The sequence below is a fragment of the Bradyrhizobium sp. MOS001 genome (assembly GCF_004634465.1).
Taxonomy (GTDB): Bacteria; Pseudomonadota; Alphaproteobacteria; order Rhizobiales; family Xanthobacteraceae; genus Bradyrhizobium; species Bradyrhizobium barranii.
The window spans coordinates 78,584-90,766 of the sequence record NZ_SPVJ01000006.1; the positions used below are offsets into that span (position 1 = coordinate 78,584).

The 12,183-nt window shown below is 64.7% G+C and carries 12 protein-coding genes; 4 read left to right on the forward strand and 8 right to left on the reverse strand.

Translation table 11 applies throughout. The features are described 5' to 3' along the window. Positions 1-22: 22 nt before the first annotated feature. From CT676_RS11405 to CT676_RS11420, 4 genes are all read right to left on the reverse strand, one after another. Positions 23-484 carry a DUF3237 domain-containing protein gene (locus CT676_RS11405; RefSeq protein ID WP_085403550.1) on the reverse strand — a complete coding sequence of 154 codons (462 nt, stop codon included), beginning with the start codon at positions 482-484 and terminating at the stop codon, positions 23-25. A gap of 12 nt (positions 485-496) precedes the next feature. Then, on the reverse strand, positions 497-1,816 hold the full coding sequence (locus CT676_RS11410; protein ID WP_071916741.1) for a TRAP transporter permease: 1,320 nt from the start codon (positions 1,814-1,816) through the stop codon (positions 497-499). A 2-nt stretch (positions 1,817-1,818) separates the two neighbouring features. Then, entirely contained in the window at positions 1,819-2,328 is a 510-nt protein-coding gene (locus tag CT676_RS11415; protein ID WP_014498282.1) for a TRAP transporter small permease, read from the reverse strand. Between the two features lie 233 nt (positions 2,329-2,561). After that, a complete protein-coding gene (locus CT676_RS11420) occupies positions 2,562-3,578 on the reverse strand; it encodes a TRAP transporter substrate-binding protein (RefSeq protein ID WP_135214680.1) in 1,017 nt (338 codons plus the stop codon). 260 nt (positions 3,579-3,838) lie between these two features. On the opposite strand from CT676_RS11420, the gene pobA reads away from it, so the two are divergent. Together pobA and CT676_RS11430 are read left to right on the forward strand one after the other, a co-directional pair. After that, entirely contained in the window at positions 3,839-5,008 is a 1,170-nt protein-coding gene (gene pobA / locus CT676_RS11425) for a 4-hydroxybenzoate 3-monooxygenase (protein WP_085403552.1), read from the forward strand. 316 nt (positions 5,009-5,324) lie between these two features. Beyond that, positions 5,325-5,744, forward strand: a complete 420-nt coding sequence (locus CT676_RS11430) for a PaaI family thioesterase (RefSeq protein ID WP_085403553.1) — start codon at positions 5,325-5,327, stop codon at positions 5,742-5,744. A 146-nt stretch (positions 5,745-5,890) separates the two neighbouring features. Here CT676_RS11430 and CT676_RS11435 read toward each other — a convergent pair whose 3' ends face one another. Beyond that, positions 5,891-6,775 (reverse strand): LysR family transcriptional regulator, encoded by an 885-nt coding sequence (locus tag CT676_RS11435; RefSeq protein ID WP_085403554.1) that lies wholly within the window; start codon positions 6,773-6,775, stop codon positions 5,891-5,893. 121 nt (positions 6,776-6,896) lie between these two features. On the opposite strand from CT676_RS11435, the gene CT676_RS11440 reads away from it, so the two are divergent. Continuing rightward, entirely contained in the window at positions 6,897-7,532 is a 636-nt protein-coding gene (locus tag CT676_RS11440) for a pyridoxamine 5'-phosphate oxidase family protein (protein WP_085403555.1), read from the forward strand. A gap of 216 nt (positions 7,533-7,748) precedes the next feature. Here CT676_RS11440 and CT676_RS11445 read toward each other — a convergent pair whose 3' ends face one another. Genes CT676_RS11445 through CT676_RS11455 form a run of 3 tightly spaced genes read right to left on the reverse strand, consistent with a single transcriptional unit; the run spans position 7,749 to position 11,292 of the window. Continuing rightward, positions 7,749-8,480, reverse strand: coding sequence for an ABC transporter ATP-binding protein (locus CT676_RS11445; protein ID WP_063980934.1), 732 nt, complete (start codon positions 8,478-8,480; stop codon positions 7,749-7,751). Next, positions 8,477-10,246: a branched-chain amino acid ABC transporter ATP-binding protein/permease gene (locus CT676_RS11450; RefSeq protein WP_085403556.1), complete on the reverse strand. Its 1,770-nt coding sequence runs from the start codon at positions 10,244-10,246 to the stop codon at positions 8,477-8,479. Before CT676_RS11450 ends, CT676_RS11445 begins: the two co-directional genes overlap by 4 nt. 5 nt (positions 10,247-10,251) lie before the next feature. Then, a complete protein-coding gene (locus CT676_RS11455; protein ID WP_085403557.1) occupies positions 10,252-11,292 on the reverse strand; it encodes a branched-chain amino acid ABC transporter permease in 1,041 nt (346 codons plus the stop codon). Positions 11,293-11,469: 177 nt separating this feature from the next. On the opposite strand from CT676_RS11455, the gene CT676_RS11460 reads away from it, so the two are divergent. Further along, positions 11,470-11,991 carry a MarR family transcriptional regulator gene (locus CT676_RS11460; protein ID WP_071916733.1) on the forward strand — a complete coding sequence of 174 codons (522 nt, stop codon included), beginning with the start codon at positions 11,470-11,472 and terminating at the stop codon, positions 11,989-11,991. Positions 11,992-12,183 lie beyond the last annotated feature (192 nt).

A 12,183-nucleotide genomic window follows, 5' to 3' on the forward strand; every position in this document is an offset into this window, starting at 1 on the left:
CAATGACGAGGTGGCAGCTTTCTCACAGCACCTGATGCACGTCGATCACCACGCGATCGGCATGGCGTGCGGCTGAGCCGACAAAAACGTGCTCCATCAGCCAGCGATATTTTTCGTGCCCCGTCTCGAACTTCGGGACTGTGCGGAAATAGATCAGCTTCGGATCGACCGGCTCGCCGCGCTTGAGCTTTTGCAGCAGCTCGACCGGGCCGAAGCGCATGCCCTTGTTCTCGACATAGACGATAGCGCCGTCATCGGTCTCGAAGGCGTATTTCGCTTCGAGATCGATCAGCTCGTTGGGGCGGATGGTCTGGAAGTCGGCGCCGAACGGCAGCACCTTGCCGGTGATCGTGCCGGTCACCTCGCCGCCGATAATCGGAATGATGCGGCGGACCCCAATGCCGGTCTCGCCGGCCGTGACGACGTCGCCGATCTCAGCGGTGACGGTGAAGACGTATTTGGTCTCGAGCGCCGGTGTGGTCATCGCTTCACCTCGTCAGTGCGCCATCATCCGTGTCGGCAGCCAGGTCGCGAGCAGCGGGAACGCGATCAAAATCACCAGCCGCACCAGATCCGTCGCCACGAACGGGATCACGCCCTTGAAGATCGTGGAGAAGGAAACGTCCTTCACCACGCTCTTGATGACAAAGACGTTCATCCCGACCGGCGGATGGATCAGGCCGAGCTCGACGGTCATCACGATGATGACGCCGAACCAGATCGGATCAAATCCGAGATGCGTGATGACGGGAAAGATGATCGGCACGGTGAGGATGATCATCGCCATGGCGTCCATCAGGCAGCCGAGCACGAGATACATCACCATGATCAGCGCCAGCACGCCGTAGGGGCCGAGACCGAGACCGGTGAGGAATTCGGTGACCTTCTGCGGCGTCTGCGTCACCGTGAGGAAATAGCCGAAGATCAACGCGCCGATCAGCACGGTGAACACGGCGGCCGCGGTGCGCGTCGCCTGCAGCAGCGAGGCCAGGATCTTCTCGCGGTCGAGCCGCCCCGTGACCACGCCGATGATGAAGGCGCCCGCGGCGCCGACGCCGCCGGCTTCGGTCGGCGTGAAGCGCGGCAGGAACGGCAGGCCGTAGAGGCCGCCGATCACGAACACGAACAGCAAGACCGGCGCCCAGATGTCCTTCAGGCCCGCAAAGCGCTCGCGCCACGGCAGCACCTTGCCCTTGGGCAGGAAGTCCGGGCGGAAATGACCGATCAGGAAGATCGTGATCATGTACATGGTCATCGCCAGGAGGCCCGGAATGATGCCGGCGATGAAGAGCTTTCCGATGTCCTGCTCGGTGATGATGCCGTAGACCGCGAGCACGGTGGACGGCGGCAGCATCGCGCCCAGCGTGCCGCCGGCGGCGATCACGCCGGTGGCGAACGATTGCGGATAGCCGAAGCGGCGCATCTCGGGATAGGCGACCGCGGAGAAGGTCGCGGCGGTCGCGACGGAGGAGCCGCAGATCGCGGCAAAGCCGCCGCAGGCGCCGACGGTGGCGATGCCGAGCCCGCCGCGCAGATGCCCGACGAAACCGTTGGCGGCGCGGAACAGCTCGCGGCTCATGCCGGAATTGCTGACGAAGGAGCCCATCAGCAGGAACATCGGGATGACGCCGAACGTGTAGTCGGTGACCGTACGCATCGAGGTCTGGCCGACCAGTTTCAGCGCCGCAGTGCCGTTGACGAGATAGGCGAAGCCGGTCACGCCGACGAGGCCCATGGCCATGCCGACGGGCACGCGCAGCAGCATCAGGACGAACAGGGAAACGAAGCCGATTAAGGCGACGGCATCGGTGCTCATGATTACTCCGTCGCCTTCAATTTGGGATCGTGCATGTCTTCGGGATGGAAGATCAGGCGGTAGGTGCGGATCGCGATCAGCAGCACGGCCGCGGCATCACCGATCCACGCGACCGCGAAGAACGGCCAGGTCGGCATGTGCATGTCGAAGGTCTGGACATTGTCGTTGTAGGTGCCGCGCACCTTGTCGAACAGCGTCCAGGTCTGCACGGTGACGACGAACAGCAGCACCAGCGTTGCGAACACGTCGATCCAGCGCTGATAGCGCGGCCCAACATTGCCCCAGACAAGGTCGACCGTGATGTGGGTGCCGCGATAGGACGTCGCCGCGATGCCCCAGAAGATGAGAATGCCGAGCAGCATGCGGCCGATATCGAACGAATCGGGGATCGAGTAATTCAGTGTGTTGCGCAGCAGCACCGACAGGAAGATGTCGAGCGCGACGATGCCGACGAAGCCGGCCGCGATCCATTCGATCGTGTCGATGATGCGGTCCATCCAGGAGCGCTTCATGGGAGGTGTCACGTCGTGTGCTGTCATTGTTTGATCTCGGTCTCGCCGCGCACTTCACCTCGCCCCGCTTGCGGGGAGAGGTCGAATTCGAGCGTCGCTCGAATTCGGGTGAGGGGGACTCTCCGCGAATCGAGCTGTCACCGTCTCTGCGGAAGCAGCCCCTCACCCCAACCCTGTCCCCGTAAGAACGGGGAGGGGGGAAGAAGAGAGCCGGCCGCGGCCGCAGCTTGGCGTCACTCCGCCAGCGCGTTGTACTTCTTCAGCGACGCCTTGAGCTCGCTAAGCGCCGCGTCGGGATCGGCGCCGGCCTTCTTGGCGCCTTCTCCCCAGGTCTTGACCAAGGGATCGGCGGCCTTCTTCCAGGCGGCGGTCTGTTCCGGCGTCAGCTTGTAGACCTCGTGGCCGGCTTCCGCCTTCACCTTGTCGACGCCGGCGTCCTCGAACTTGCCCCAGTGCTCGCCGACCACGCCGGCCATCTCGGTCGAGCAGTTCTTGTCGACCGCGGCCTTCTGCTTGTCGGACATCGCGTTGTACTTGTCCTTGTTGATCACGAACACGAAGGTCGTGGTGTAGAGCGGCGCCTCCATGTCGTACTTGGTCACCTTGTCGATGCCGAACAGCACCAGCGAGCCCCAGGGGAAGGTGACGCCGTCGGCAACGCCGCGCTCGATGATGTCGCGGACCTCAGGTGCGGAGGACTGCACATTGGTGCCGCCGAGTGAGGTGACGAAATTCGCCATGGTGGCGTGCGCGGGACGGATCTTCAGGCCCTTCACGTCCTCCGGCATCACGATCTTCTTCGTCTTGGAATGGAACGACGAAGGCGAGTGGACGAAGGCGAGGCAGTATTTGACGTCCTTCATCTCCTTCTCGGCATATTTGCGATACCAGGCATCCAGGCCCATCGAGCCGCCCTTGGCGTCCGAGATCAGGAACGGCAATTCGCCGGCGCCGACGATCGGGAAGCGGCCGGGCTGATAGCCGGGATTGACGTAGGTGACGTCGGCGATGCCGTCGCGCGCCATGTCGTAATGGTCGAATGCCTTGCCGAGTTGCTGGGCGGGAAACACCTTGCCCGTGATGGTGCCGCCGGAATCCTTATTCACCGCGGCCACCCAGTCTTCCAGGGACTTCTGCAGCGGATGCGAGGCCGGCACCCAGTGCGAAACCTTCAGGTCGAAGGTCTTGTCCTGCGCGAACGCGGGGCTCACGCTTGCTGCCAGCAGCAACGCCAGACAGGCTTTCCTCATCGGTCGTCTCTCCCTGTTTCGACGGCGGGCTTCGATGGCCCGGTCTCATTAATTAACATGTTATCTAATTTGCCGGCGCGTTCAAGCCGGAACTGGCGCGGCGTGCCGCCGCGTCATCTACGTCAGCCATGTTGCATGGATTTGTCGCTGCTCGGGCGCACTCCCCTTTTGCCCAACGATTATATGATATAATTATCTTGCGCGGACCGACGCGACAAGCGAGCCGCGGCGAAAACCTACAGGATCGGGAGGAGCAAGTATTGCGGACAAAAGTCGCAATCATCGGGGCCGGGCCGGCCGGATTGTTGCTTGGGCAACTGCTGCACCAATACGGCATCGACAATGTGATTCTGGAGCGGCAGAGCCCGGACTACGTGCTGGGCCGCATCCGTGCCGGCCTCCTCGAGGAGGGAACCGTCGCGCTGCTCGACCAGATCGGCGCCAGCGCGCGGGCGCATGCCGAAGGCCTGGTGCATGAAGGCATCGAGCTCGCCTTTTCCGGCCGCCGTCACCGCATCGACATGAAGGCCGCGACCGGCAAGACGGTCATGATCTATGGCCAGACCGAGGTCACGCTCGACCTGATGAATGCGCGCAAGGCCGCGGGTCTCACCTCGGTCTACGAGGCCAAGGACGTGCAGCCGCATGATTTCGACGGCAGTCGGCCGCGCGTCACCTATGTCAAGGACGGGGTCACCCACACGATCGATTGCGACTTCATCGCCGGCTGCGATGGCTTTCACGGCGTCAGCCGCGCCAGCGTCCCGGCCACGGCGATTGAGGAGTTCGAGCGGATCTATCCGTTCGGCTGGCTCGGCATCCTCTCGGAGACGCCCCCTGTCAGCCACGAGCTGATCTATTCCAACCACGCCCGCGGCTTTGCGCTCTGCACCATGCGCTCGACCAAGCGCAGCCGCTACTACGTGCAGTGCGCGCTCGACGACCATGTCGACCAATGGCCGGACGACCGCTTCTGGGACGAATTGAAGCGCCGGCTCGACCAGGAGGCGGCCGACAGTCTGGTCACGGGCCCCTCGATCGAGAAGAGCATTGCGCCGCTGCGCAGCTTCGTCGCCGAGCCGATGCGGTTCGGCAAGATGTTCCTGTGCGGCGACGCCGCCCACATCGTGCCGCCGACCGGTGCGAAGGGGCTGAACTTAGCTGCCAGCGATGCGCATTATCTGTCGAACGCACTGCGCGAATTCTACGACGAGAAATCCAACGCCGGCATCGACGCCTATTCCGCCACGGCGCTGGCGCGGGTCTGGAAAGCGGTGCGCTTCTCCTGGTGGATGACCTCGATGCTGCACAAATTCCCCGACACCGGCACCATCGGCGGGCGCATCCAGCTCGCCGAGCTCGACTACGTCACGCAGTCGCAGGCCGCGGTGACGTCGCTGTCGGAGAACTATGTGGGGCTGCCGTTTTAGGAGGGTGCCGTAGGGTGGGCAAAACGCAGCGTGCCCACCAGCTTTTGCGTTTGCTATGAGATGGTGGGCACGGCGCGATGCGCCTTTGCCCACCCTACGGCATCGCGTGTTTTCTCCACATCGTCATTGCGAGCGAAGCGAAGCAATCCAGACTGTTTCCGCGGAGAAAGTCTGGATTGCTTCGTCGCTTCGCTCCTCGCAATGACGGGAGTGCCCATTTCAAACACCCGCGCAAATTCCGTTTAAAACTTTGTAGGTGATGCGTCCGTCACGTCCATCGCGTTCAATGGCGCCAGCCAGCAACGCGAGACACGCTATGACCGACACCGACATCCCCGACGGCTTCGAGCCGCTTTCCCGCAAGAGTCCGCTCACCGAGCCGTGGGAGCCGCTCTACGCGAAGAAAACCGACAAGGCCGTGATCATCGGCCTGCGTCTCGCCAGGCCGCACACCAACGGCCGCGGCCTGATCCATGGCGGCCTCATCGCCGCACTCGCGGACAACGCCATGGGCTATAGCTGCGCGCAGATGACGAACTGGACCATCTCGTTCGTCACGATCTCGCTCACGGTCGATTTCGTCGGCTCCGCCGAGATCGGTCAGTGGCTCGCGATCGAGAGCGACGTGATCCGGACCGGCAAGACGATCTGTTTCGCGCAATGTCTGGTGAAGGCGGACGACACCGTGATCGCGCGCGCCAGCGGGACATTTCGGGTGGTTCCGAAGAAGGGGTAAGGCCCTCGTGCCCCGGACGCGGTGCGGCGCGAAGTGCCGCTCCGCAGAGCCGGGGCCCATCCATCCGCGGCCCTTGCTCTGGCCTTCTGGGGCCCGGCTCTGCGCAGCAACGCTACGCGTTGCAGCGCGTCCGGGACACGAGACCATCACCCAAACCGCCACTCCGCCGTCTCCACCACGAGATCGACGAACGCCCGCACCTTGGCCGACAGCAAACGCGAGGTCGGATAGACGATGTGGATCGGCAGCGCCGGCTGCTCGTATTTCGCCAGCACGATTTTTAGCCGCCCGCGCTTCAACCCCTCCGCGGCCTGATAGGCCAGCACCCGCGTGATGCCCCCGCCGGCTTCTGCATATTGCAGGGCGGCGTCGGCGCTGTTGCTGGTAAAACGTGGCGTCGGCGTCCACTCGATATCGCGGCCGTCCTGCACGAAGTGCCAATTGGCGTAGGGGCCGAACGCGATGGTCTGGTGCGCGAGCAATTCCTGGGGCGTCTTCGGCTCGCCGTGGCGCTTCAGGTAGCCCGGCGTCGCCACCGTGATCCGCCGCATCTCGCCGACCTGGCGTGCGACCAGCGAAGAATCGGCGAGATGGCCGATCCGCACCGCGGCATCGACTGCGTCCTCGACGAGATTGACGAGGTTGTCCGAGAGCCTGAGCTCGGCCGTGACCTCCGGATAGCGCTTGAGATAATCGGTCATGACCGGCGAGACATGCAGCCGCCCGAAGCCGAGGGGCGCCGACACCACCAGACGGCCGCTCGGCCGGTTGCGCTCCTCGCGCGCGGAGCCGTCGGCCTCCTCGACATCGGCGAGGATGCGCCGCGCGCGCTCCAGATAGCGCGTGCCGACATCGGTCAATCTCACCTGCCGGGTGGTGCGCTGCAGCAGCCGCGCGCCGAGATGCTCCTCCAGCGCCGCGATCAGCCGCGTCACGGCCGACGGCGACAGCTGCAGCTTGCGCGCCGCCGGCGCAAAGCCGCGCAGATCGGCGACGGTGACGAAGACGTGCATGGCTTCGAGGCGGTCCATGGTATTATTGCATATATCGCAATGATTAAGTGTCAAGTGGCCAGATTGTTTTGCCCGCCGGAAGGTCCATCTTAGACAGCGAAAGACGCAGGGATGCGCCGGGATTTCAGGAGATGTTCCGATGACGGCAACTCACACCTACGCCAGCGACGTCGCGTTCACGCCGGCGGTGAAATCGATCCAGACCCGAAAGGGATCACGCGAAGGCTATGCTCATGCCGAGCAGCGCGGATGGCGCACCGAGGTCGATGAGAACCTCGCGGCGTTCCTGGCTGACGCCAGCAGCTTCTATTTCGCCACCGCCTCGGCCGATGGCCAGCCCTACATCCAGCACCGCGGCGGCCCGAAGGGGTTTCTGAAGGTGCTGGACAAGCAGACGCTGGCTTTCACGGACTACGCCGGCAACCGGCAATACATCACGCAGGGAAACCTGTCCGAGAATCCCAAGGCCTATATCTTCGTGATGGACTACGCCCATCGCCGCCGCGTCAAGATCTGGGGCGAGGCGCGCGTCGTCGAGGACGACGAGGCGCTGACGACGTCGCTGATGCCCAAGGGCTACCGCGCGCGCCCGGAGCAGGTGATCCTGTTCAAGATCGCAGCGTGGGACACCAACTGCCCGCAGCACATTCCGCAGAAGTTCGATGCGCCGGATGTCGCGGCAGCGCTGGCGGCGAGGGATGCGAGGATCGCGGAGCTGGAAGCGGAGGTCGCGGCGTTGAAGGGAAAAGCGAGTCTGCCTTCAAGCGAAAGCTAGTCCGGCTCGCACGGTGTACCCTCTCCCCTTGCGGGAGAGGGTGGCTCGTCGCGTAGCGACGAGACGGGTGAGGGGTTTCTCTCCGCCTGCGATGGTCCCACGTCGCAATTGGCGGAGAGAGCCCCTCATCAGGCGCGATAGCCGCCGATGCGAAGCATCGGCGTTCTTAAGAACGGCGGCCGAAGGCCGCGAAGGGAAGCGGACCTAGCCAAGAAATCAGATCACACTCGCGCCTTCGTGCTGGAAGCCGAGATAGCTGGCCGCGACGCGCTCGTTCGCCGCGACATCGCTCGCCTTGCCGCTGAGCACAAACTCGCCGAGCTCCATCACATAGGCCTGGTCCGCGATCTTCAGCGCGGCTTGTGCGTTCTGCTCGACCAGAAGCACGGAGACGCCGCTGGCGCGCAGCTCAGTGACGATGCGGAAGATGTCGGCGACGATGATCGGGGCGAGGCCGAGGCTCGGCTCGTCCAGCATCAAGAGCTTCGGCTCGCCCATCAGTGCGCGGCCCATCGCGAGCATCTGCTGCTCGCCGCCGGAGAGGGTGCCCGCGAGCTGCTTGCGCCGCTCCTTCAGCCGCGGAAACAGCGTGTAGACGCGCTCCATCGAGGTTTTCGCCTTGCTGCGCTCGATGCGGAAGGCCCCGAGCTCGAGATTGTCCTCGACATTCATGGTCACGAACAATTCGCGGTGCTCGGGGACGAGGCCGAGCCCCATCGCGACGCGGTCCTCGATGTCGAGCCGTGACAGATCCTGCCCTGCGAAGGCGACGCGGCCTTTCAGCGGCAGAATGCCCATGATGGCGGAGAGCAGCGTGGTCTTGCCGGCGCCATTGGCCCCGACGATGGTGACGATCTGGTTGGCGCCGACCTCGAGCGAGACCGAACGCACGGCCTCGACCTTGCCATAGGCGACATGTGCGTCGGCGACGGACAACAGCGCGCTCATGCCGCCACTCCGAGATAGGCCTTGATCACTTCGGGATTGGTCTTGATCGTGGCGGGCGTGCCTTCCGCGATCTTGGTGCCGAAATCGAGCACCACGATGCGGTCGGCGAGGTTCATCACGAAGCCCATGTCGTGCTCGACAAGAAGCACGCTCATGCCGCCGTCGCGCAATTCGCGCAGCAGCGCGGCAAGGCGCTGCTTCTCCATGTGGCGCAGGCCGGCGGCCGGCTCGTCGAGCAGCAGCAGCATCGGATCGACGCACAGCGCACGCGCGATCTCGACGATGCGCTGCTGGCCGAGCGAGAGCGAGCCTGCGAGCTGATGCATCTGCTCGGCGAGGCCCACGCGCTCGATCTGGCGGGCGGCCTCCGCGAGCAGCCTCGCTTCATCGGCGCGGTCGAGCCGCAGCATCGAGGAGATCGGTCCCGAATGGCCGCGCAGATGCGCGCCGATCGCGACATTCTCCAGCACGGTCATGTCAGGGACGAGCTTCACATGCTGGAAGGTGCGGGAGATGCCGAGCTTGACGATCTCCTGCGGAGGCGCCCTGTCGACCTTCTTGCCGAGCACCGAGATCGAGCCCGATGTTGCCGACAGAACGCCGGTGATCAGGTTGAATGTCGTGCTCTTGCCGGCGCCGTTCGGTCCGATCAACGCGACGATCTCGCGGGCCTGCACGTCGAAGGAGACGTTGTTGACCGCGATCACGCCACCGAACTGCTTTCGCGCCTTCTCGACCTGGAGCAGGACCCCGGACTGGCCGGCCGCGCGGGTGCGCTGCTCCAGTTTCAGCGAGGTGTCCGGCTTCTTGCCGCGGGTTCGCTCGGGCAGGAACGACATCAGCCAGGGCCAGACGCCGCCGGGCGCAAGCTGGAGCAGCGCCACCAGCATGATGCCGAACACGATGGTCTCGACCTGTCCGGAGCCGGGCAGGATCAGCGGCAAATAGCTTTGCAGCACCTCCTTCAGGACCACGACGATGGCCGCGCCCAGCACGCCGCCCCAGACATAGCCGGCGCCGCCGACCACCGCGATGAAGAGATATTCGATACCGGCCTGTGCGCCGAACGGCGTCGGGTTCACCGCGCGCTGGAGATGCGCGTAGAGCCAGCCGGAGAGGCCGGCGAGCACCGCGGCATGGATGAACACCAGCAGCTTTGCGCGCGGCGTGTGCACGCCGAACGCTTCGGCCGCGACGTGTCCGCGCCGCAGCGCGCGGATGGCGCGGCCGGTGCGGGAATCCAGCAGGTTCATCGTGAGCAGGGCCGAGAGGATCACGGCAACCCAGATCGCGTAATAGATCGAGCCGGGCGAGAGCATCTTGAACGAGCCGATCGACAGGGGCGGGATCGCCGAGATGCCGTCGTTTCTTCCCAAGAATTCCAGCTTGCTGAAGAGATAGAACAGGCCCAGCCCCCAGGCGAGCGTGCCGAGGGGCAGATAGTGCCCGGAGAGACGGACGGTCACCAGCCCGAGCAGCACCGCCAACGATCCGCTGACCAGCAGCGACAGCGGCAAGGTCAGCCACGGCGACAGGCCATAGGCCGTCGACAGCACCGCGGTGGTGTAGGCGCCGAAGCCGACGAAAGCCGCCTGGCCAAACGAGGTCAGGCCGCCGACGCCGGTGAGCAGCACGAGGCCCATCGCGACGAGGGCGGCAAGGCCGATATTGTCGAGCAGCACGATCCAGAACGGCGGCATGCCCGGGAGATGCGGGATCGCCGCCATGAGAAGCGCGAAGACGAGGATGGGAAGCCGGCTCTGCATGCGCGTCAGTCCTTCTCTTCCTCGACCGCGGGCGCGGCGAGCGAGCGCAGCAGCAGCACGGGGATCAGCAGCATGAAGACGATCACTTCCTTGTAGTTGGAGGCGTAGAAGGACGAGAACGCCTCGACGATGCCGACGACCAGCGCCGCGACGGCGGTGAGCGGATAGCTGACGAGGCCGCCGATGATCGCGGCAACGAAGCCCTTCAGGCCGATCAGGAACCCGGAGTCGTAATAGAGCGTCGTGATCGGCACGATCATGATGCCCGACAGCGCGCCGATGACGGACGCCAGCAGGAAGGCGATCTGGCCGGACAGCGTGGTGCGGATGCCGGCAAGGCGGGCGCCGAGCCGGTTCACGGCGGTCGCGCGCAGCGCCTTGCCGTAGAGCGTCAGCCCGAAAAACAGCCAGAGCCCGACGATGAAGGCGATGGTGATGCCGTAGACGGTGATGCTCTGGCCGGTGAAGCGCAGTGCACCGGCGGTGAAGGAGCCTGATAGCACGGCAGGTCCGCGCTGGCCTTCGGCGCCGAAGAACAGCAGGCCGAGGCCCTGCAGCGCCAGGTGGACGCCCACCGATGCGATCAGCAGCACCAGCACGGAGGTGTGCGCCAGCGGCTGGAACGCGATGCGGTAGAGGTAGAGGCCGATCATCGCCACGATCACCAGCGACAGCGCGATGCAGACCGCCACCGGCGGCTTCTGGGCGGCGAAGTAGATGGTCAGCGCCAGCACGATGGCCGGCAGCACGACGTTGGTGACGAGGCTGCGCACGATCAGGCGGCCGTGCAGCGCCTTGCGCGCCACGAACAGGTCGAACACGAAGGCGCCGATGCCCAGCGCCAGCGCGAGCTTTGCCGTGCCCGGCATCTGGCCCGCGGCCAGCGAGGCATAGGTCAGCGCGCCGTAGGTGACGAATTCGCCCTGGGGAATGAGGATGACGCGCGTGACGGCGAACACCAGCACCAGCGCCAGGCCGAGCAGCGCATAGATCGCGCCATTGGTGATGCCGTCCTGTACCAGGAACAGCATGATGGTGGTATTCAAGACCGGACGCTCCCCCTCAAAGATCGGGACCGGGCTCCGCAATTGCGGTGGACGGTCCGCTCACAGCCATTGAAACGCTGACGATATTTGATATGGTCCATAACAATTATCAAATATAACTTCAAGGGTGGGGCGGACGACCCGCCCCGAATTTAGCGGGATCACGAGCACGAGGCGATGACCGTTTCCAAAACCGCTGAAAAGTCTTCTGAAAAGCCCGGCGACGCGGCCAAGGGCCGCAAGGACGCGGCCGAGGCCCAGCCTGAAGCCCTCCAGCTTGGCGAGCTCTCCGAACAGCTCGGCTACGTGCTGAAGCGGGCGCAGCTCAAGGTGTTCGAGAACTTTTTGCGCTGCATGGCCTCGCTCCAGCTCACGCCCGCGCAGTTCTCCGTGCTGCTGCTGGTCGAGAAGAATCCGGGCCGTAACCAGACCGAGATCGCCTCGACGCTGGGCATCCTGCGCCCGAACTTCGTGGCGATGCTCGACAATCTGGAGAGCCGCGACCTCTGCGCGCGGATCCGCTCCACCAACGACCGCCGCTCGCACATCCTGGTGCTGACCGACAAGGGCAAGGCCGTGCTGACCCGGGCGAAAAAGCTCGTCGCCACCAAGCACGAGTCCCGGCTGAACGAGCTGCTCGGGCAGGCCAACCGCGAAGCCCTGATCGGGATGCTCTCGAAGATCGCGAACGAGTTTTGAGGCCCGGCTGTCATCGCCCGGCTTGACCGGGCGATCCAGTACTCCGAGACGTTTGTGATCGAACCGATAGGCCGCGGCGTACTGGATTCCCCGCCTGCCGCCTACGCTAAAGCTTCGGCGCCCCTGGACCTCAACCCCGGCGAAGCCTTGGCGTAGCCGGGTCGCGGGGAATGACAGTGAGACCTGGGCAGG